This is a genomic window from Pseudomonas sp. v388, from assembly GCF_003935425.1.
GTDB lineage: Bacteria > Pseudomonadota > Gammaproteobacteria > Pseudomonadales > Pseudomonadaceae > Aquipseudomonas.
The window spans coordinates 293,244-313,349 of record NZ_RHQN01000004.1; the positions used below are offsets into that span (position 1 = coordinate 293,244).

Genomic DNA, 20,106 nt, shown 5'->3' on the forward strand with positions numbered 1-20,106 from the left:
GATCAACCCTGTTTCGATGGTGTGGGGGCCGGAGCCGGTGCCGCTTGCCCACTGTCCTTGAGGGCCTTGGTGACTTCAGGCGGCATGTACTTTTCGTCGTGCTTGGCCAGCACTTCGTCGGCGACCACCACGCCGTCGGCGTTGAGTTTTCCGAGGGCGACAATACCCTGCCCTTCGCGGAACAGATCCGGCAGGATGCCGCGATAGGTGATGGTCACCGATTTGCTGAAGTCGGTGACCACGAAACGCACGTCCAGCGAGTCTGCCGAGCGTTGCAACGAACCCTGGGCAACCATGCCGCCGGCGCGGATGCGGGTCTCCAGCGGCGCTTCGCCATTGGCGATCTGGGTCGGGGTGTAGAACAGGTTGATGTTCTCTTTCAAAGCACTGAGCGCCAGGGCGAGCGCCGCACCGACGCCGGCCAGAATGGCGAGAATGATCAACAGGCGCTTCTTGCGCGCAGGATTCACGTTGAGCTCTCCCGGCGCAGACGACGCGCCTCTTGTTGCAGATAACGCCGACGCGCCATGACCGGCAGCGCCACATTGATGACCAGCACCAGCAGCGCGATGCCGTACGCCGACCAGACGAACAGGCCGTGACGGCCCATGGCCAGAAAATCGCTGAATGACTCGAAACTCACCTTATTCCCCTTTCCCGTGACCGAGGCTGCGAAGCAGCTCTGCCTTGACCCACTGGGTGCGCGCTTCACGCTTGAGCACTTCGAGGCGCATGCGCAACAGCAGCACCGCACCGAAAAAGCAGTAGAAACCCAGGGTGGTGAACAGCAGCGGCAGCCACATGTCGATGGGCATCGCGGGTTTTTCGGTCAGGGTGAAGGTGGCGCCCTGGTGCAGGGTGTTCCACCACTCCACCGAATATTTGATGATCGGGATGTTCACCACGCCGACGATGGCCAGTACCGCACAGGCCTTGGCCGCGCTGTCACGATTGCGGATGGCATTGCCCAGGGCAATCAGGCCGAAGTACAGGAACAGCAGAATCAGCATCGAGGTCAGTCGCGCATCCCACACCCACCATGAGCCCCAGGTCGGCTTGCCCCAGATGGCGCCGGTGACCAGCGCCAGCGCGGTCATCCAGGCGCCGACGGGCGCCGCGCATTGCAGTGCCACATCCGCCAGCTTCATCTTCCACACCAACCCCACCACGCCGCAGATTGCCAGCATCACATAGCAGGACTGCGCCAGCATCGCGGCGGGCACATGGATGTAGATGATCCGGAAGCTGTTGCCCTGCTGGTAATCCGGCGGCGCGAACGCCAGGCCCCAGACCAGGCCCACCGCCAGCGACAGTGCGGCAGTGATAGCGAGCCACGGCATCAGGCGCGCGCTGGTGCCATAGAACCATTTCGGTGAACCGAGCTTGTGGAACCAGGCCCAGCTGATGCTGCTTTTGATCACATTGCTTTTCATCACGGTGCATCCAGGGTTTTGCGCGAGCCGGACAGCGCCCGTTCGCAACCTCAATTATTCGCCGACGCTGATCTTCAGGCCAGCCGCTATGGCAAAGGGTGTCAGGGTTACCGCCAGGGCAGCCAGGCTGCCGAGCCACAGCAGGTAACCGGCGGTCGGCATGCCTTGCAGTGCCGCCTGGAGTGCGCCGCTGCCCAGGATCAGGACCGGGATATACAGCGGCAGGATCAACAAGGCCAGCAACAGGCCACCTCGCTTGAGGCCGACAGTCAGGGCAGCGCCCACCGCGCCCAGCAGGCTCAGGACCGGCGTGCCCAGCAACAGGGAAAACAGCAATACCGGCAGGCAACGGCCCGGCAGGCCGAGCATCAACGCCAGCAGCGGCGCCAGCAACACCAGCGCCAGCCCGGAAAAGGCCCAATGGGCCAGCACTTTGGCCAGCACCAGCACCGGCAATGGGTGCGGGGAAAGGACCCATTGTTCGAGGGATCCGTCTTCGAAATCGCTGCGAAACAGCCCGTCCAGCGACAGCAGCACGGCCAGCAGGGCCGCTACCCACACCAGGCCCGGCGACAAGGTCTGCAACAGTTGAGTCTCCGGCCCGACGGCCAAAGGGAACAATGCAATCACGATAGCGAAAAAAACCAGTGGGTTGGCCAGCTCCGCCGGACGGCGAACCAGCAGCCGTGCTTCGCGGATGAGCAACAGGGTAAAGACATTCTTCATACCGGCCCCTGTCCCAGATCAAGGTCCCGATAGCCGGCCGGCGTCTGCGTCAGATTGTGGTGGGTGGTCAGCACGATCATGCCGCCCTGCTCGCAGTGCCGGGCCAGATGCGCTTCGAGCTGCGCGACGCCCTGTTTGTCCAGCGCGGTAAAGGGTTCATCGAGAATCCAGATCGGCGGGCCGGGCAGGTACAGGCGGGCCAGCGCCACCCGTCGCTGCTGACCGGCCGACAAGGTGTGACAGGTAACATCCTCGAAGCCGCGCAGGCCAACGGCTGCCAGCGCCGATTCGATGTCCGCCTCGCCGACCGGCTGATGCAACGCACATAACCAGGACAGGTTTTCCGCAGGGGTCAGCAGTTCCTTGATGCCTGCCGCATGGCCGATCCACAGCAGATTGCGCGCCAGCTCCGTTCGCTGTCGCTGCAACGGCAGGCCGTCAAGCAGGACTTCGCCGGCGGTGGGCTGCATCAGGCCGGCCAGCAGCCTGAGCAGGCTGGTCTTGCCGCTGCCGTTGGGGCCGCTGACCTGAATCATGTCGCCTGCCTGGAGGCACACGACGAGGTTCTCGAACAGCAGCCGACCGTCCCGTTCGCAACACAGGTCGCTGGCTTGCAGAAGTGGAGTCGCACGGGTCATCAGGGTTTCCAGAACGGCATGGGCGCTGCGAAAGCGCCGAGTGCGGCACCGGCCAGGCACCAGGCGGTTCAAGTCGGGATTGAAACGGCCGTTACATTGGTGCAACTTCGTTGCGTCCGGCCACTGCAAAATGGCCAGCATTATACATGTATGCCCTCTTATCCGACGGGCAACTTGCGCAGGTTCATCCAAATGACAGGTGACATCACCAGCGTTCCCCCGGCCGTGCCCTCCACGGCGCAGCTGCGCGCGGGCATTACCCAGGCTCAAGTGCTGACGTTGCTGCAGGCATCGCAAAATCTGGTGCCACAGGGTGAAACCGTGGACGCCGAAGTCGTCGCCCTCAAACAGGTCGACCAGAATTTCCAACTGTTGCTGCGACTGATTTCCGCCAATGGCACGCAAACCAGCCTGCCGGTCACCAGCACCCTGCCCTTCACGCCCGGCACCAGCCTGCAAGTGGCGCAAGCATCGCCCAATGAACTGACGCTGACCTTGCAGCAGATCAATACGGCGTTGAAAAACTCGCTGACCAGCATCGATACCCGACAACTGCCGGTCGGCACGTTGCTGCAAGGCAAGGTGCTGACCACTCAGGTGGTGGCCCAGGCGGTGAGCCAGCTGGCCGGCCAAGCGGCGACGCCTGCGGTGTATCGCTCCATCGTCATGCTGCTCAACACGGCGCAGTCCGGCGCCAGTCTGACCATCGACAGCCCACAGCCTCTCACCGTCGGCAGTCTGCTCAGCGCTCAGGTGCAGGGCAATCAGGCGCTGAGTTTCGTCGCCCTGCCCGGCCGCATGGATCAACTGGCGCTGACGCAGCAGCTGACCACCCAGCAGAACCGCCAAGGCTCGCTGGACACCTTGCTCAATGCCTTGCAGAACCTGCCGCGCACGACGACCAGTGGCAGCCCGGCATTGCAGGCCGCCGTTGAACAGGTGCTGGCCGGCATTCCGGATCTCAAACAAATGACCAGCCCGGCCGGTGTCGCTCAGGCGTTGAATGCCAGTGGCCTGTTCATGGAAGCCAGGCTGCTCAGCGGCCTTGACCCGATGCAGACGCCGGACCTCAAGGCCAATCTGATGCGGTTGATCGCGCAGATCCTGCCCGGTCTGCCGGACAATGCGTCCTACGGTGCGGCCGCCGCTTCGAACACCCTGGCCCGCGCCATGCCGAATCTGGTCCGAAGCGCGCTGGGGACCCTGGGGATGGTCGCGCCGCGTACCCCGCCCGGCAGTTTCCCGCTGCCCGCGCGCAATCTGGGCGGCGGCGATAAGGAGGACGATCTTGAGCTACTGCTGAAACTGGCGGCGGCGGCCGTATCCCGGTTGCAGAGCCATCAACTGGGTGGCCTGGAACAGACCCGCACCAACGCCGATGGCACCCAGGTGACCACCTGGCAAACCGAGATTCCGATGCGCAACGCCCATGACATCGTGCCGTTGCAGGTCAAGGTGCAGCGCGAAGACACGCCCGAACAGCATGGCAGCGCTGAAGAGCGGGACGCCGGCGAAATCGGCGAGAACCGGGAAAAGCTGTGGAAGATAGAACTGGCGTTCGATCTGGAACCGCTGGGGCCGTTGCAGGTTCAGGCGCAGTTGCTGCGTGGCACGCTGTCGAGTCAGCTGTGGGCCGAACGCCCGGACAGCGCGCTGCTCATCGGCCAAGAGCTGGGTCATTTGCGTGAGCGGCTGGTGGCGTGCGGTCTGGCGGTCGGTGAACTGGCCTGCAACCACGGCGTGCCTGCCCAGGGGCCGCGCACGTCGCTCGAACAACGCTGGATCGACGAGAACGCCTGATGAGCCAACCCGACCACACACCCCGTCAGGCCATTGCCCTGACCTACGACGGCCAGCAGGCACCGACCCTGAGCGCCAAGGGCGACGACCAACTGGCCGAAGCGATCCTGGCGATTGCCCGGGAATACGAAGTGCCGATCTATGAGAATGCCGAGCTGGTCAAGCTGCTGGCGCGCATGGAACTGGGCGATAGCATTCCTGAGCCGCTGTACCGCACCATCGCGGAAATCATCGCCTTTGCCTGGCACCTGAAAGGCAAATTCCCCGCCGGCCAGGACCCGGATGCACCACCGGTGGAGCGGGATATTACGCCGAGGGGCTGAACAGAAAGGCCGGTACATCCACAGCGCATGTAGCGCCTGGAAAACCGCCGTCGCCAGCAAGCTGCCTCCCACAGATATCTGCGTGCCCCCTGGCTTGCGACAATGCTGGGAGAAAACACAGATGGCTCGATAACGGGTCTGCTTACTGACCAAGGCACAACCTTGTGGGAGGGAGCCGACTGTCTTACCTTCCTAACTGACTGGTTGGCGGACCTGTGGGAGCGGACCGGGCGGCGCTCCGCTTGTCCGCGATGAGGCCGGTGCGGCTTCAGACCATGCATCGGCCCAAATACCGCCTTCGCGAGTAAGCTCGCTCCTACAGAAATCAGCGGAGCGAGGGGGGTTATTTAGGGGTGTTGCCGTGCAGTTTGGTCATCAGCTGGGCTTCGGCCTGGGTCAGGCCGCAGGACTGGGTCAGCTCTTCGACGCTGGCGCCCATGCCGACCAGGCGCGCGGCCTGGGCGAAGGACAGCGTCGAGGGATCGCGCTGCTCCAGTACCGTCAGTTTGTCCGGCAACGGGGCGACGATGGCGCGCAACTCATGCAGGGCTTCGCCCATGCGCACCGTGCCGCCCTGGTAGTTGTCCAGACGCCTGGCCAGGTCCCGAATCCGCTGATCGCGCTGGGCATCGGCCTCGTCACGCTCGGCATCGAGCTTGCGCTGACGCTTGGTTTGAGACACCAACATGCCCAGGGTCACGGCCCAGAGAATGCCCAGTACGATGACAGCGACCTCAAAAATCAATCAGATGTTCTCCAGCTCGGACCACTCTTCTTCGGACATCATTTTGTCCAGCTCGACCAGGATCAACAGCTCGCCGTTCTTGTTGCAAACGCCCTGGATGAATTTGGCCGACTCATCGTTACCCACGTTCGGCGCGGTTTCGACTTCGGACTGACGCAAGTAGACCACTTCCGCCACGCTGTCGACCAGGATTCCGACCACTTGCTTGTCGGCTTCGATGATCACGATACGAGTGTTGTCGCTGACCTCCACCGGCGCCAGGCCGAAGCGCTGACGGGTGTCGATCACGGTCACCACATTGCCGCGCAGGTTGATGATACCCAGCACGTAGCTTGGAGCACCCGGCACCGGAGCGATCTCGGTGTAGCGCAGCACTTCCTGGACCTGCATCACATTGATGCCATATGACTCATTGTCCAGGCGGAAGGTGACCCATTGCAGGATAGGATCTTCGGAACCCTGTGCAGACGACTTATTCATACCGCTAACCCTCACGTGTGTTCTCTGCGGGCGACGCGTTCGGCGCCTGCCCAATGATTATTTCGACTTGTTGAACTGCTTGACCGCGCCACTGGCTATCAACTCGGCCAACTCTGCTACATCCAGCAACGCGCACATGTGTTCGATCACCGTGCCCGCCAGCCAGGGGCGCTGCCCTCGCTGACTGCGCCATTTGATCTCGTTGGGGTCCAGGCGCAGCGAACGGCTGACCTGATGCACCGCCAGCCCCCACTCGTACCCTTGCACCGAAATCACGTACTGCAATCCCTGGCGAAAATCATCGCGGTAGCGGTCAGGCATGACCCAGCGCGCGGTATCCAGCACTTTCAGGTTGCCTGCCTGGCACGGCAGGATTCCAAGAAACCAGTCCGGCTGGCCGAACAGGGGCGTGAGCTCCTGACCGGCCAACGGGTAGATCGATCCAAGACACACCAGCGGCACCGCCAGCGTCAGCCCGGCGACATCGAACAGCAGGCACTCGAACGGTTCGTCGGCCCAGGCCGGACGACCTTCGCGGGCCGGCGGCGGCGTCGGCGTGCGCTGTGCGCCCATGACGCTCAGCTCGGCCACCGGCTCGACCAGCTCCACCACCGGCACCTGGACTTGGGCCGGTTTCGGCGCAACGACCTGTTCGGCCACCACAGGCGCAGGCACCACTACCGGCGCGGCGGCGATGACTGGCGCAGCCACAGCCTTCACCCGGGCCTGCGCACGCGCGTCGAGGGCCTGCTCTTCGAGCACGGCCGCCTGGAATTCATCGACGCTGACAGAGGGTTCATCCAGCTCTGCGGTAGCGTCCTGCAGCAAGGCATCCAGATAGGACTGCAATGCCACTTTGGGTCGTGTTGCAACTTCTATGGGGCGGTTCATGCCAGGACCCAACGATAAATGGAGCGATTGCCGCCTGATGTTGTTATCGGCCGCATCGAGGTCCGACTTGAGCGGACCATGGAGAAAGAATGAGCACGCATGTCAGGCCACCTGAGCGGAAAGCTGTTCGGCGAGCAGATGTTTGAGCAAGGCCCGATAAGCGATCACGCCGCGGCTCCGGGCATCGTTCTGCGAGGGTGTCAGGCCCGCCCGACTGGCGTCGCGCAGGCGCGTGTCGACCGGCACATAAGCCTGCCAGACATGTTCGGGAAAACTGTCGCGCAACAGCTTCAGGGTTCCCATCGACGCCTGGGTACGGCGATCGAACAGCGTGGGCACGATGGTGTAGGGAAGCGGCGTCTTGCGCGAGCGGTTGATCATGGTCAGGGTGTTGACCATACGCTCCAAGCCCTTGACCGCGAGAAATTCGGTCTGCACCGGCACCACCAGTTGCTGGCTGGCCGCCAGCGCGTTGACCATCAACACTCCCAGCAACGGCGGGCTGTCGATCAGCGCGTAGTCAAAATCCTGCCACAGCTGGGCCAGGCTCTTGGCGACCACCAGCCCAAGGCCGCTCTGGCCAGGAGACTGACGTTCCAGGGTAGCCAGGGCAGTGCTGGAAGGAATCAGGGAAATACGTTTGTCGCTGGTCGGCAACAGCAGCTGGCCGGGCAAGCCGGCCGGTACCGCGCCCTTGTGCAGGAACAGGTCGAACGCGCTGTGCTCCAGTTCATCGGGATTGTGCCCGAAGTAGCTGGTCATCGAGCCGTGCGGGTCCAGATCGACCACCACCACGCGCTTGCCGGCATCGGCCAGCAGGCCGGCCAGGGCGATGGTCGTGGTGGTCTTGCCGACTCCACCTTTCTGGTTGGCAACTGCCCAGACTCTCATTGATGTTTTTCCTTGCGCACAACGACGTCCATACCAGAGAAGATGACTAGGGAGCAGGCGACGGAGAATTGACAGTGTTAGTGCGTACCGGCGGCCTCGCTGGCACTGGTGCAGTTTGTGTGCCAGCGCGCCTGAGCGCCGCATCCGGCTGCACATTGGCCGAACCGTTGCTGGTCAGGCTGCGGCGCACTTCCAGATTGCGGGAGATGACCAGCACCACCCGACGGTTCTTGGCACGCCCAGCCGCAGTGGCATTGGTGGCAATGGGCTGGAACTCGCCGTACCCCACCGAGGCCAGCCGCGCCGGATTGACGCCGTCCATGGCCAGCATGCGCACGATACTGGCCGAGCGCGCCGAGGCCAGTTCCCAGTTGGTGGGGTACTGCGCGGTGCTGATCGGCTGGTTGTCGGTGAACCCTTCCACATGAATCGGGTTGTCGAAGCGTTTGACGATCCCGGCCACCTTTTCAATGATGTTGAATGCCTGGTCGCTGGGCATCGCGTCGCCGCTGCCGAACAAAAGGCTGGAATTGAGTTCGATCTCGATCCACAGCTCGTTGCCGCGCACGGTCATCTGGTCGGAGCTGATCAGGTCGCCGAATCCGGCGCGCACCTCGTCGGCAATGCTCTGCAGCGCGTCCGAGGAACTCTGGCCGATACCGGCGTCGGTCTGTTCGCTGTCCTTGACCAGCGGCTCGGCGGGCTTGACCGACAACGGCCGCTGCTCGCCGATGGGGATTGGCTTCATGCTGCGCTCGGAGTCGTTGAATACGCCAACCAGCGCCTGGGAAAGAATCTTGTATTTGCCTTCGTTGATCGAGGAAATCGAATACATCACCACGAAAAACGCGAACAGCAAAGTGATGAAGTCGGCGTAGGACACCAGCCAACGCTCATGATTTTCGTGCTCTTCGGGCTGACGACGGCGGGCCATGACCTGTTACTCCATGAAGCCTTGCAGCTTGAGTTCGATGGAGCGCGGGTTTTCACCCTCGGCGATGGACAGCAAGCCTTCGAGCAGCATTTCCCGGTAGCGCGACTGACGATGGACGATGGCCTTGAGCTTGTTGGCGACCGGCAGAAGAATCAGGTTGGCCGAGGCGACGCCGTAGATGGTGGCGACGAACGCGACCGCGATCCCGCTGCCCAGCTGGCTTGGGTCGGCCAGGTTGCCCATCACGTGGATCAGGCCCATGACCGCGCCGATGATGCCCACGGTCGGCGCATAGCCGCCCATGCTCTCGAACACCTTGGCTGCCTGCAGATCACGGGTTTCCTGGGTGATGAAATCCACTTCCAGGATGCTGCGAATGGCTTCCGGCTCGGCACCGTCGACCAGCAATTGCAGGCCTTTGCGCGCGTAATTGTCAGGTTCGCCATCCGCGACGCTTTCCAGGCCCAGCAGGCCTTCCTTGCGGGCGGTCATGCTCCAGCCGATCACCCGGTCGACGCCGCTGGCCAGGTCGATACGCGGGGGAAACAGGATCCAGCTGACGATTTTCATGGCCCGCATGAACGCGCTCATGGGCGCCTGCAACAACGATGCGCCCAGGGTTCCGCCCAGCACGATCAATGCCGCGGGGCCGTTGAGCAGCGCACTGAGGTGACCGCCTTCGAGAAAGTTACCGCCAATGATTGCCACGAATGCCAGGATAAGACCGATAAGGCTCAGAACATCCATCAGATACACGCCTCGACCAGATGCCGACCGACATCGTCCAGGCTATAGATCGCATCCGCCAGATCAGCCTTCACGACAGCCATCGGCATGCCATAGATCACACAGCTCGCCTCGTCCTGAGCCCACACGGTGCTGCCACCCTGCTTGAGCAGGCGCGCACCTTCGCGGCCGTCGGCACCCATGCCGGTGAGCACCACCGCCAGCACCTTGTCGCCGTAGGACTTGGCCGCCGACCCGAAGGTGATATCCACGCAGGGCTTGTAATTGAGGCGCTCGTCACCGGGCAGGATTTTCACGACGCCGCGGCTGTCGACCATCATCTGTTTGCCGCCGGGCGCCAGCAACGCCAGGCCGGGACGCAGCACGTCGCCGTCCTCGGCTTCCTTGACGCTGATCCGGCACAGCTTGTCCAGACGCTCGGCGAAAGCTTTGGTGAAGGCAGCCGGCATGTGCTGGATCAGCACCAGCGGCGTCGGAAAACTGGCAGGCAGTTGAGTCAGAACCCGTTGCAAAGCCACCGGGCCGCCGGTGGAAGTGCCGATGGCAACCAGCTTGTAAGGCTTGCGCTTGGGCGCGGGCGAGTGATGAGCCGGCGCATGGGAATGCCCGGACGCTGGGGCCGGCGCGGGCGAGGCCGGCCGGCGTGGCGGCACGGCACGACCCGGCGCGGGTGCAGGCGCAGGCGCGCGCCCGGTCGCCGGTGCGGCGGACGCTGTAGCCGGTGCAGGTGCAGGCGCGGTGCTGCTCGCAGCGAATCCGCTGAAGCGCCGGTTACTGCGTGAAATGCTGTTGATCTTCTCGCACAGCAGTTGCTTGACCTTCTGCGGGTTGCGCGAGATGTCTTCGAAATTCTTGGGCAGGAAGTCCACGGCGCCGGCATCCAGCGCATCCAGCGTGACGCGGGCACCTTCGTGCGTCAGCGAAGAGAACATCAGGACCGGAGTGGGGATCTTCTGCATGATGTGGCGAACCGACGTAATGCCATCCATCATCGGCATTTCGTAGTCCATGGTGATCACATCCGGCTTGAGTGCCAGGGCTTGTTCGATTGCTTCCTTGCCATTGGTCGCCGTACCGACGACCTCGATGTTGGGGTCCGAAGAAAGAATTTCCGTGACGCGGCGCCGGAAAAAACCGGAATCATCCACCACCAGGACCTTGACTGCCATAAACACTCCAATAGGCGCCGCAGGCAGCCAGGCTGCCCGCGACCCCAGAATCAAATACGCCGGGCGGCGTAACGCTTGAGCATGCTGGGTACATCGAGAATCAGGGCGATACGGCCGTCACCGGTGATGGTGGCGCCGGACATGCCCGGTGTACCTTGCAACATCTTGCCCAGCGGTTTGATCACCACCTCTTCCTGGCCCACCAGCTGATCGACCACAAAGCCGATGCGCTGAGTACCAACGGACAGGATGACCACATGCCCTTCACGCTGCTCTTCATACGCGGCGGACGAAATCAGCCAGCGCTTGAGGTAGAACAACGGCAGGGCCTTGTCACGCACGATCACCACTTCCTGACCATCGACGACGTTGGTGGTCGACAGGTCCAGGTGGAAGATCTCGTTGACGTTGACCAGCGGGAAGGCGAACGCCTGGTTGCCCAGCATCACCATCAGGGTCGGCATGATCGCCAGGGTCAACGGCACCTTGATGACGATCTTGGAGCCCTGGCCCTTGGTAGAGTAAATGTTGATCGAGCCGTTGAGCTGGGAGATCTTGGTTTTCACCACGTCCATGCCCACGCCACGACCAGACACATCGGAAATCTCGGTCTTGGTCGAGAAACCCGGGGCGAAGATCAGGTTGTAGCAGTCGCTGTCGCTCAGGCGATCGGCCGCGTCCTTGTCCATCACGCCGCGCTTGACGGCAATGGAGCGCAGGACATTGGGGTCCATACCCTTGCCGTCGTCGGAGATCGACAACAGAATGTGGTCGCCTTCCTGCTCGGCCGCCAGAATCACCCGACCGCCGCGGGACTTGCCCGTGGCTTCGCGCTCTTCCGGTGTTTCGATACCGTGGTCGACCGCGTTGCGCACCAAGTGGACCAGCGGATCGGCCAGTGCCTCGACGAGGTTCTTGTCCAGGTCGGTTTCTTCACCGACCAGCTCCAGGTTGATTTCTTTCTTGAGCTGGCGAGCCAGGTCGCGAACCAGTCGCGGGAAGCGACCGAAAACCTTCTTGATAGGCTGCATGCGGGTTTTCATGACCGCGGTCTGCAAGTCGGCCGTTACCACGTCAAGGTTGGAAACCGCCTTGGACATGGCTTCGTCGCCACTGTTGAGACCCAGGCGAACCAGGCGGTTACGTACCAGCACCAGTTCGCCGACCATGTTCATGATCTCGTCCAGGCGCGCGGTATCGACCCGCACGGTGGTTTCCGCTTCCGAAGCCGCAGGCTTGTCGCCACCGGTGGCAGGTGCCCGGGCAGGTGCCGGCGCCGGCTTGGCGGCAGGAGCAGGAGCAGGAGCAGGAGCCGCCGCAGCTGGCTTGGGCGCCGCTGCCGGTGCAGCAGGCGCAGCCGGTGCGGCACCGCCGGTCACGGCGGCAGGTTCGAACTTGCCCTTGCCGTGCAATTCATCCAGCAGGCTTTCGAATTCGTGATCGGTGATCTCGTCCGAAGCCGCTGCGGCCGGAGCCTTGGCTGCCGGAGCCGGAGCCTTGACGGCCGCCGCCGGAGCCGACGCCGCGACCGCGCCGTCGAAGGAACCCTTGCCGTGGAGTTGATCCAGCAAGGCTTCGAATTCGTCATCGGTGATTTCGTCACCGGCGACCGGTTTTTCCGCACTCGACGGCGCGGCAACAGGCGCAGGAGCCGCAGCGGTTTCGGCCGCGAACTTGCCCTTGCCATGCAGCTGATCGAGCAGCGATTCGAATTCCTGATCGGTGATTTCATCACCCGCTGCAGGCGCAGGCGCTTGTGCGGCAGGTGCAATGGCTGCGGACTTGGCGCCCTGCAGCGAGTCGAGCAGTTGCTCGAATTCGGTGTCGGTGATGTCGTCGCCGGCAGGCTCTTGAGCCGCGACCGGAGCCGCTTCAGGCACAGGTTCGGGTTCCGCGGCCTGGGCCGCTTCCGGTTCGGCCAGACGCGACAGCGCGGCCAGCAGTTCCGGCGTGGCAGGCGTAAGCTCAGTGCGTTCGCGAACCTGACCAAACATGCTGTTGACGGTGTCCAGTGCTTCCAGGACCACGTCCATCAGTTCGGAATCGACGCGTCGTTCACCCTTGCGCAGGATGTCGAACACGTTTTCGGCGATGTGGCAGCACTCCACCAGCTCATGGAGCTGGAGGAAGCCGGCGCCCCCTTTTACAGTGTGAAAACCGCGAAAAATTGCATTGAGCAGGTCGGCATCATCCGGTCGGCTTTCCAGCTCGACCAATTGCTCCGACAACTGCTCCAGAATCTCGCCGGCCTCTACCAGAAAATCCTGAAGGATTTCTTCATCGGCGCCGAAGCTCATGGGGTGCTCCCTAAAATTAACCGTCAACAGACCTAGAAGCCGAGGCTCGATAGCAGATCGTCTACATCATCCTGACCGGATACGACGTCTTCACGTTTATCGGCATGAATCTGCGGACCTTCACCCTGAGTGAGATGTTTTTTAGGATCTTTTTCGGCCAGCATCGCTTCGGCGTCATGTTCGATCCCGGCAAAGCGATCGACATGGCTGGCCATCAGCACCAGCTTGAGCAGATTGCTCTCCACTTCAGTGACCAGCTGCGTAACGCGCTTGATCACCTGGCCGGTGAGATCCTGATAATCCTGGGCCAGCAGAATGTCGTTGAGGTGACCGGCGACGGCGTGGGTTTCCTTTTCGCTACGCGTCAGGAAACCGTCGACCCGCTTGGCCAGCTCACGAAACTCTTCGGCACCGATCTCACGGCGCATGAAACGCCCCCAGTCCGCACTCAGGGCCTTGGCGTCGGAGCTCAGGCCGTTCATCAACGGTGTGCTCTGCTCGACCAGGTCCATGGTGCGGTTGGCCGCGCCTTCGGTCAGTCGTACAACGTACGACAGACGCTCGGTCGCGTCCGTGATCTGGGACACTTCTTCGGCTTGCGGCATGTGCGGGTCAATCTGAAAATTGACGATCGCGCTGTGCAACTCGCGCGTCAGTTTGCCGACTTCCTGATACAGGCCGCGATCCCGGGTCTGGTTAAGCTCATGGATAAGTTGCACGGCTTCGCCGAACCGGCCTTTTTCCAGGCTGGTGACGAGTTCATGTGCGTGTCTCTTCAGGGTCGACTCGAAGTCACCCATTGAATCTTTGTTCTCCATAGCGCCCTCGCGGCATGCATCAGCTATTGACGCGTTCAAAGATCTTTTCGATCTTCTCTTGCAGCACCTGGGCTGTGAACGGCTTGACGACATAACCGTTCACACCGGCCTGGGCAGCTTCGATGATCTGCTCACGCTTGGCTTCGGCGGTTACCATCAGCACGGGAAGGCTCTTGAGGCGCTCGTCCAGACGGACCTGACGCAACAGATCGATACCGGACATGCCAGGCATGTTCCAATCGGTCACCAGAAAATCAAACGAGCCGCTTTGCAGCATCGGCAGCGCGGTAATACCGTCATCCGCTTCCGAGGTGTTGGTGAACCCAAGGTCACGCAACAGGTTCTTGATGATCCGCCGCATCGTTGAGAAGTCATCAACGATGAGGATTTTCATGTTCTTGTCCAATTCGACCTCCAAGCAGTCTTTGACGCGTTCAGCACCTGAACACGCTGTTCACTCAATACTGGCACAGCACACCCCCGGCTGTACGAAACACGACGGGCTTGGCACAACAACAGGCACATACCGCGAGCGGCCATCGGGGAGTACCCGAAAGGCCGCTCGTGAATCCGTCCTGCTACCACGTAACGCTTTGCACAGCCGGTATGCGAACGACCCGCGCCCTCAAGGACGCGGGCTGTCCGTCAACGGGCTCGCCACTCTCCCAAACGCCCTCGCAAACGAGCTGCGCACTGGCTGTGTAACTGGCTGACACGTGATTCGCTGACTCCCAGGACCTCACCGATTTCCTTGAGGTTCAGCTCCTCGTCGTAGTACAGCGCCAACACCAGACGCTCACGCTCCGGCAGATTGGCAATTGCTTCGGCCAACGCGGCCTGGAAGCGCTCGTCTTCCAGGTCGCGTGACGGCTCGAGCGAACCGCTCGCGCCATCCTCGTGCAGCCCTTCATGCTCGCCGTCCTGCAACAGGTCGTCGAAGCTGAACAGTCGGCTGCCCAGGGTATCGTTCAAAATCCCGTAGTAATCGTCGAGACTCAACTGGAGTTCGGCCGCAACTTCGTGATCTTTAGCGTCACGGCCGGTTTTCGACTCGATTGCACGAATCGCATCACTGACCATGCGCGTGTTTCGATGCACCGAGCGAGGCGCCCAGTCACCTTTGCGCACCTCGTCAAGCATCGCGCCGCGAATCCGGATACCGGCGTAAGTCTCGAAACTCGCACCCTTGGTGGAGTCGTACTTGGTCGACACTTCCAGCAGACCGATCATGCCGGCCTGGATCAAGTCCTCGACCTGCACGCTGGCCGGCAGGCGCGCCAGCAAGTGGTAAGCGATCCGCTTGACCAGAGGCGCATAGCGCTCGATCAGCTCGTACTGCGAATTTCTGGATGCCTTGCTATACATTTGGAAGCCGCTCGCAGTCATTGAACTGGCCCTGCGCTGGTCTGATGGACAAGTCGCTCGACGAAGAACTCAAGGTGACCCCGTGGGTTGGCCGGCAACGGCCAGGTGTCTACTTTCTGCGCGATGGCCTTGAAAGCCAGGGCGCACTTGGAACGCGGGAACGCTTCGTAGACCGCACGCTGCTTCTGCACGGCCTTGCGCACGCATTCGTCGTAAGGCACGGCGCCGACGTATTGCAGGGCAACGTCCAGGAAGCGGTCGGTGACCTTGGTCAGCTTGGCGAACAGATTGCGACCCTCTTGCGGGCTTTGCGCCATGTTGGCCAGCACCCGGAAACGGTTCATGCCGTAGTCGCGGTTGAGCAGCTTGATCAATGCGTAGGCGTCGGTGATGGAAGTCGGCTCGTCGCAGACCACCAGCAGCACTTCCTGGGCGGCGCGCACGAAGCTGACCACCGACTCGCCGATCCCGGCGGCCGTGTCGATCACCAGCACATCGAGATTGTCGCCAATCTCGCTGAACGCCTGGATCAGGCCGGCGTGCTGGGCAGGCGAGAGGTGCACCATGCTCTGGGTGCCGGAAGCGGCAGGCACGATACGCACCCCGCCCGGACCTTGCAGGAGCACGTCGCGCAACTCGCAACGCCCTTCCATGACATCGGCCAGCGTGCGCTTGGGTGTGAGCCCCAGCAGAACGTCGACGTTGGCCAGACCCAGATCGGCGTCAAGCAGCATGACGCGTCGGCCGAGTTCGGCCAATGCCAGTGAAAGGTTCACCGACACGTTCGTCTTGCCTACGCCACCTTTGCCACCGGTCACCGCAATGACCTGAACGGGATGCATGCTGCCCATGTTATTTCTTTACCTTGTCTTGCGTAGACCGAAGCCACATTACGGGCTGCACGTTCGCGGGTGAACAATGCCTGGCAGACCATCGATGCAGGGACATTCCAGTAATATCCATCACTTAACCCACTCTCTTGCCGGGGCTGTGATAGAGGTCGGCAAACATATCAGCCATCGCTTCCTCACTCGGTTCATCCTGCATCTGCACACTGACTGCACGGCTCACCAACTGGTGACGGCGCGGCAGATGCACATCGTCAGGAATGCGTGGCCCGTCAGTCAGATACGCCACGGGCAACTCATGGCTGATAGCAAGGCTCAGGACTTCGCCGAGACTCGCGGTTTCATCAAGCTTGGTCAGAATGCATCCGGCCAGGCCACAACGCTTGTAACTGTGATACGCCGCAGACAACACCTGCTTCTGGCTGGTCGTGGCCAGCACCAGGTAATTGCGCGCCTTGATGCCACGACCCGCCAGGCTTTCCAGCTGCAGGCGCAGTGCCGGATCGCTGGCCTGCAGGCCGGCGGTGTCGATCAACACGACGCGCTTGCGCAGCAGGGGTTCGAGCGCCTGGGCCAGCGACTGGCCAGGGTCCACATGCGTCACCGGCACGTTGAGGATGCGGCCCAAAGTCTTGAGCTGCTCCTGCGCGCCGATACGGAAACTGTCCATGCTGACCAGGGCGAGGTTCTGCGCGCCGTACTTGAGCACGTAACGCGCCGCCAGCTTGGCCAGGGTGGTGGTCTTGCCCATGCCGGCCGGACCTACCATCGCAATCACACCGCCCTCTTCCAGCGGCTCGACTTCCGGCACGGCAATCATCCGCGCCAGGTGCGCCAGCAGCATGCGCCAGGCCTGACGCGGCTCATCGATGTCGGGAATCATCGCCAGCAGGTCGCGGGACAGCGGGCCGGACAGGCCGACACGTTGCAGGCGACGCCACAGGTTGGCCTGCTGCGGACGACTGCCCTGCAGCTGGTTCCAGGCCAGGGAGCCAAGCTGGACTTCCAGCAGCTCACGCAGGCCATTCAATTCGAAACGCATCGACTCATAGGCGCGCTGGCCACCGGCAGGTTCGGCTGCGGCAGGCGGCGGCGCGTACGAATACGGACGCGGTGGCTCTTCGAGCGTTGGCTCGATGTGCGTATCGGCAGCGGTCAGCGGCTTGCCGGAGAACAACTGGAGGTTGATCGACGCGTCGCTGTCGCTGCGATTATTCAGCTCGGCCTGGGCGGAGACGATACGCGACTGGGTCTTGCGCAGTTCGTCCTCCAGCTCCATGTTCGGCACCCGAGGGGCCAGCGCGGACAGCTTGTAATCCAGAGCGGCAGTCAGCTCGACACCGCCGGCAATGCGCCGGTTACCGATGATGGCCGCTTCCGCGCCCAGCTCATCGCGAACCAGCTTCATGGCCTGACGCATATCGGCGGCGAAAAATCGCTTAACTTGCATGACTCTTTACCTCAGCCGTTAGGCCCGACAGTCGCTACGATGGTGACTTGCTTGTTGTCAGGAATTTCCTGATACGCCAGAACATGCATGTTCGGTACAGCCAATCGTCCAAATCGTGACAGCATGGCCCGAACCGGACCCGCTACCAGGAGAATTACCGGCAACCCTTGCATCTCCTGACGCTGGGCTGCCTCGATCAACGAACGCTGGAGCTTTTCAGCCATGCTCGGTTCAAGCAGAACGCCTTCTTCCTGACCCTGACCAGCCTTCTGCAAACTATTGAGCAATATCTGTTCCAACCTTGGCTCGAGGGTGATAACAGGCAGCTCCGGCTCAATGCCTACAATGCTTTGCACGATGGCGCGGCTCAAACCGACCCGCACCGCCGCCACCAGAGCGGCGGTATCTTGACTCTTCCCGGCGTTGTTGGCGATAGCCTCGGCAATGCTGCGGATATCGCGTACCGGTACATGTTCGGCCAGCAATGCCTGCAATACGTTCAACAGCGCCGACAGCGACAGCACACCCGGCACCAGCTCTTCAGCCAGTTTAGGCGAGCTCTTGGCCAGCAATTGCATCAGTTGCTGGACTTCCTCATGGCCAATCAGCTCATGGGAGTGCTTGTACAGAATCTGGTTGAGGTGCGTTGCCACCACAGTACTGGCATCAACCACGGTGTAACCCAGCGACTGCGCCTGGCTGCGCTGGCTGACTTCGATCCATACCGCTTCCAGGCCGAACGCAGGGTCTCTGGCGGTGATGCCGTTGAGCGTGCCGAACACCTGGCCCGGGTTGATCGCCAGCTCGCGATCTGGGTAGATCTCCGCTTCGGCGAGGATTACCCCCATCAGCGTCAAACGATAGGCGCTCGGCGCCAGGTCCAGGTTGTCGCGAATGTGTACCGTCGGCATCAGGAAGCCCAGTTCCTGAGACAGCTTCTTGCGCACACCCTTGATCCGCGCCAGCAACTGACCGCCCTGGTTGCGATCCACCAGCGGGATCAGGCGGTAACCCACTTCCAGGCCGATGATGTCAATCGGCGTCACATCGTCCCAACCCAGCTCCTTGGTTTCCTGCGCACGGGTCGGCGACGGCAACAGATCCTGCTGGCGCTGCACTTCAGCCAATGCTTCGACCTGTACGCGGTTCTCTTTCTTCCACAGCAGGTACGCGGCACCGCCGGCCACCAGGCCCAGGCTGATGAACGCGAAGTGCGGCATGCCCGGTACCAGGCCCATCACAACCATGATCGCCGCGGAAACGGCCAGCGCCTTGTACGAGGTGAACATCTGGCGGTTGATCATTTTGCCCATCTCTTCCGAACCGGAAGCACGGGTCACCATGATCGCCGCAGCGGTGGACAACAGCAGTGATGGCAATTGTGCCACCAAACCGTCACCAATGGTGAGCAGGGTGTAGACACGACCCGCCTCAGCGAAGGCCATGTTGTGCTGGAAGATCCCGACCAGCATGCCGCCGATGAGGTTGATGAACAGAATCAGCAGGCCGGCGATGGCGTCGCCGCGTACGAATTTACTGGCACCGTCCATGGAACCGTAGAACTCGGCTTCCTGGGCCACTTCGGCACGGCGGCGCTTGGCTTCGGGCTGATCGATCAGGCCAGCGTTGAGGTCGGCGTCGATGGCCATCTGTTTGCCGGGCATCGCATCGAGGGTGAAGCGCGCGCTCACCTCGGAGATACGGCCGGCGCCCTTGGTGATGACCACGAAGTTGATGATCATCAGGATCGCGAAGACCACGATACCGACTACGTAGTTACCGCCGATCACCACCTCACCGAAGGCCTGGATCACCTTGCCGGCGGCGGCGTGGCCGTCCTGGCCGTGGAGCATGACCACGCGGGTGGAAGCGACGTTCAGCGCCAGGCGCAAGAGCGTGGCGACCAGCAGGATGGTGGGGAACACCGAGAAGTCCAGCGGCCGCAGGGCATAGACGCAGACCAGCAGAACCACGATCGACAGAGCGATGTTGAAGGTGAAGAACACATCCAGCAGGAACGGCGGGATGGGCAACATCATCATGGCCATCATGACCAGCAGCAACAGCGGCACGCCCAGCTGACCGCGGCCCAGCCCTGCCAGGTTGCTACGTGCGCTACTGATTATCTGAGAACGTTCCACTGATTCTTCACCCTGCGCACTAAATCAAAACTTTGACGCCTTTGGCGACCTGATTCGACTTAGTGCAAAAAGCTGTCCAACTTTGACAACGGCAGGTGTGGCATGGTGTTACGCGGCGGCGGTGTGCCGTGTTTGCGGCTGTTAAGGCAAGACGAGGGCTGGACGAAGACCCGTGACAGAGGGCTTGCGCCCTGCCGCAATGGTTGGCGTTTCTGCCGTTGCGGCAGGAGCCGGCTTGCTGGTGAAGGCGACCTTACGGTTTAGCGGCATATTCATTGTCAGGTTGCCTGATCGTTTGGTTCCGGCCCTTACGGCCGGGTCACTTTCCTTTCGGGGAAAGTAACCAAAGCCACTGCTCCTGGTTTGGCCCCGCCTGCCAGCGGGGTTCCCTCACTGCGGTGCCGCTCCAC

The 20,106-nt window shown here is 62.1% G+C and carries 21 protein-coding genes; 2 read left to right on the plus strand and 19 right to left on the minus strand.

Annotated elements, in window-relative coordinates:
- Positions 1-2 precede the first annotated feature (2 nt).
- Genes ccmE through ccmA form a run of 5 tightly spaced genes read right to left on the minus strand, consistent with a single transcriptional unit; the run spans position 3 to position 2,797 of the window.
- Positions 3-470, minus strand: a complete 468-nt coding sequence (ccmE, locus tag EGJ27_RS11950) for a cytochrome c maturation protein CcmE (protein WP_125830950.1) — start codon at positions 468-470, stop codon at positions 3-5.
- Positions 467-643 (minus strand): heme exporter protein CcmD, encoded by a 177-nt coding sequence (gene ccmD, locus EGJ27_RS11955; RefSeq protein ID WP_125830951.1) that lies wholly within the window; start codon positions 641-643, stop codon positions 467-469. Before ccmD ends, ccmE begins: the two co-directional genes overlap by 4 nt.
- A 1-nt stretch (position 644) precedes the next feature.
- Positions 645-1,433 (minus strand): heme ABC transporter permease, encoded by a 789-nt coding sequence (locus EGJ27_RS11960; protein ID WP_125830952.1) that lies wholly within the window; start codon positions 1,431-1,433, stop codon positions 645-647.
- A gap of 54 nt (positions 1,434-1,487) precedes the next feature.
- Positions 1,488-2,159: a heme exporter protein CcmB gene (gene ccmB, locus EGJ27_RS11965; protein WP_125830953.1), complete on the minus strand. Its 672-nt coding sequence runs from the start codon at positions 2,157-2,159 to the stop codon at positions 1,488-1,490.
- Positions 2,156-2,797, minus strand: coding sequence for a cytochrome c biogenesis heme-transporting ATPase CcmA (gene ccmA, locus EGJ27_RS11970; protein ID WP_125830954.1), 642 nt, complete (start codon positions 2,795-2,797; stop codon positions 2,156-2,158). Before ccmA ends, ccmB begins: the two co-directional genes overlap by 4 nt.
- A 192-nt stretch (positions 2,798-2,989) precedes the next feature.
- Between ccmA and EGJ27_RS11975 the strand changes: the two genes are divergently transcribed.
- Both EGJ27_RS11975 and EGJ27_RS11980 read left to right on the plus strand, forming a co-directional pair.
- Positions 2,990-4,597, plus strand: a complete 1,608-nt coding sequence (locus EGJ27_RS11975; protein ID WP_125830955.1) for a flagellar hook-length control protein FliK — start codon at positions 2,990-2,992, stop codon at positions 4,595-4,597.
- A complete protein-coding gene (locus tag EGJ27_RS11980) occupies positions 4,597-4,920 on the plus strand; it encodes an EscU/YscU/HrcU family type III secretion system export apparatus switch protein (RefSeq protein WP_125830956.1) in 324 nt (107 codons plus the stop codon). Before EGJ27_RS11975 ends, EGJ27_RS11980 begins: the two co-directional genes overlap by 1 nt.
- A 343-nt stretch (positions 4,921-5,263) precedes the next feature.
- Here the strand turns inward: EGJ27_RS11980 and EGJ27_RS11985 are convergent, their stop codons facing one another.
- The 14 genes from EGJ27_RS11985 to flhA form a co-directional block, all read right to left on the minus strand.
- Positions 5,264-5,665: a DUF2802 domain-containing protein gene (locus EGJ27_RS11985; protein WP_125830957.1), complete on the minus strand. Its 402-nt coding sequence runs from the start codon at positions 5,663-5,665 to the stop codon at positions 5,264-5,266.
- Positions 5,666-6,145, minus strand: coding sequence for a chemotaxis protein CheW (locus tag EGJ27_RS11990; protein ID WP_003370201.1), 480 nt, complete (start codon positions 6,143-6,145; stop codon positions 5,666-5,668).
- 57 nt (positions 6,146-6,202) lie between these two features.
- A complete protein-coding gene (locus EGJ27_RS11995; protein ID WP_125830958.1) occupies positions 6,203-7,036 on the minus strand; it encodes a CheW domain-containing protein in 834 nt (277 codons plus the stop codon).
- Positions 7,037-7,138: 102 nt separating this feature from the next.
- Complete coding sequence (locus EGJ27_RS12000) at positions 7,139-7,927, minus strand: ParA family protein (protein ID WP_125830959.1); 789 nt, start codon at positions 7,925-7,927, stop codon at positions 7,139-7,141.
- Positions 7,928-7,973: 46 nt separating this feature from the next.
- Positions 7,974-8,861: a flagellar motor protein MotD gene (gene motD, locus EGJ27_RS12005; RefSeq protein WP_125830960.1), complete on the minus strand. Its 888-nt coding sequence runs from the start codon at positions 8,859-8,861 to the stop codon at positions 7,974-7,976.
- Between the two features lie 6 nt (positions 8,862-8,867).
- Entirely contained in the window at positions 8,868-9,608 is a 741-nt protein-coding gene (locus EGJ27_RS12010) for a flagellar motor protein (RefSeq protein ID WP_125830961.1), read from the minus strand.
- Positions 9,608-10,777: a chemotaxis response regulator protein-glutamate methylesterase gene (locus EGJ27_RS12015; protein WP_125830962.1), complete on the minus strand. Its 1,170-nt coding sequence runs from the start codon at positions 10,775-10,777 to the stop codon at positions 9,608-9,610. The genes EGJ27_RS12010 and EGJ27_RS12015 overlap by 1 nt, the downstream gene beginning before the upstream one ends.
- A 50-nt stretch (positions 10,778-10,827) precedes the next feature.
- Positions 10,828-13,074, minus strand: coding sequence for a chemotaxis protein CheA (locus EGJ27_RS12020; protein WP_125830963.1), 2,247 nt, complete (start codon positions 13,072-13,074; stop codon positions 10,828-10,830).
- 32 nt (positions 13,075-13,106) lie between these two features.
- Positions 13,107-13,892: a protein phosphatase CheZ gene (locus tag EGJ27_RS12025; RefSeq protein ID WP_125830964.1), complete on the minus strand. Its 786-nt coding sequence runs from the start codon at positions 13,890-13,892 to the stop codon at positions 13,107-13,109.
- A 19-nt stretch (positions 13,893-13,911) separates the two neighbouring features.
- Entirely contained in the window at positions 13,912-14,286 is a 375-nt protein-coding gene (locus tag EGJ27_RS12030; protein ID WP_177523005.1) for a chemotaxis response regulator CheY, read from the minus strand.
- Between the two features lie 251 nt (positions 14,287-14,537).
- Positions 14,538-15,278: an RNA polymerase sigma factor FliA gene (gene fliA / locus EGJ27_RS12035; protein ID WP_125830966.1), complete on the minus strand. Its 741-nt coding sequence runs from the start codon at positions 15,276-15,278 to the stop codon at positions 14,538-14,540.
- Positions 15,275-16,108 (minus strand): flagellar synthesis regulator FleN, encoded by an 834-nt coding sequence (gene fleN, locus EGJ27_RS12040; RefSeq protein ID WP_003343974.1) that lies wholly within the window; start codon positions 16,106-16,108, stop codon positions 15,275-15,277. The genes fliA and fleN overlap by 4 nt, the downstream gene beginning before the upstream one ends.
- 115 nt (positions 16,109-16,223) lie before the next feature.
- A complete protein-coding gene (gene flhF, locus EGJ27_RS12045) occupies positions 16,224-17,555 on the minus strand; it encodes a flagellar biosynthesis protein FlhF (RefSeq protein WP_125830967.1) in 1,332 nt (443 codons plus the stop codon).
- Positions 17,556-17,566: 11 nt separating this feature from the next.
- Positions 17,567-19,696, minus strand: a complete 2,130-nt coding sequence (flhA, locus tag EGJ27_RS12050; RefSeq protein ID WP_125830968.1) for a flagellar biosynthesis protein FlhA — start codon at positions 19,694-19,696, stop codon at positions 17,567-17,569.
- Between the last annotated feature and the right edge of the window lie 410 nt (positions 19,697-20,106).

Coding starts and splice junctions, on each gene's coding strand:
- ccmA (WP_125830954.1), bottom strand. CDS start 2,797: ATGACCCGTGCGACTCCACTTCTGCAAGCCAGCGACCTGTGTTGCGAA.
- ccmB (WP_125830953.1), bottom strand. CDS start 2,159: ATGAAGAATGTCTTTACCCTGTTGCTCATCCGCGAAGCACGGCTGCTG.
- EGJ27_RS12025 (WP_125830964.1), bottom strand. CDS start 13,892: ATGGAGAACAAAGATTCAATGGGTGACTTCGAGTCGACCCTGAAGAGA.
- EGJ27_RS12020 (WP_125830963.1), bottom strand. CDS start 13,074: ATGAGCTTCGGCGCCGATGAAGAAATCCTTCAGGATTTTCTGGTAGAG.
- EGJ27_RS12010 (WP_125830961.1), bottom strand. CDS start 9,608: ATGGATGTTCTGAGCCTTATCGGTCTTATCCTGGCATTCGTGGCAATC.
- motD (WP_125830960.1), bottom strand. CDS start 8,861: ATGGCCCGCCGTCGTCAGCCCGAAGAGCACGAAAATCATGAGCGTTGG.
- EGJ27_RS12030 (WP_177523005.1), bottom strand. CDS start 14,286: ATGAAAATCCTCATCGTTGATGACTTCTCAACGATGCGGCGGATCATC.
- EGJ27_RS11960 (WP_125830952.1), bottom strand. CDS start 1,433: ATGAAAAGCAATGTGATCAAAAGCAGCATCAGCTGGGCCTGGTTCCAC.
- EGJ27_RS11980 (WP_125830956.1), top strand. CDS start 4,597: ATGAGCCAACCCGACCACACACCCCGTCAGGCCATTGCCCTGACCTAC.
- EGJ27_RS11975 (WP_125830955.1), top strand. CDS start 2,990: ATGACAGGTGACATCACCAGCGTTCCCCCGGCCGTGCCCTCCACGGCG.
- flhF (WP_125830967.1), bottom strand. CDS start 17,555: ATGCAAGTTAAGCGATTTTTCGCCGCCGATATGCGTCAGGCCATGAAG.
- EGJ27_RS12000 (WP_125830959.1), bottom strand. CDS start 7,927: ATGAGAGTCTGGGCAGTTGCCAACCAGAAAGGTGGAGTCGGCAAGACC.
- EGJ27_RS11995 (WP_125830958.1), bottom strand. CDS start 7,036: ATGAACCGCCCCATAGAAGTTGCAACACGACCCAAAGTGGCATTGCAG.
- fleN (WP_003343974.1), bottom strand. CDS start 16,108: ATGGGCAGCATGCATCCCGTTCAGGTCATTGCGGTGACCGGTGGCAAA.
- fliA (WP_125830966.1), bottom strand. CDS start 15,278: ATGACTGCGAGCGGCTTCCAAATGTATAGCAAGGCATCCAGAAATTCG.
- EGJ27_RS11990 (WP_003370201.1), bottom strand. CDS start 6,145: ATGAATAAGTCGTCTGCACAGGGTTCCGAAGATCCTATCCTGCAATGG.
- EGJ27_RS12015 (WP_125830962.1), bottom strand. CDS start 10,777: ATGGCAGTCAAGGTCCTGGTGGTGGATGATTCCGGTTTTTTCCGGCGC.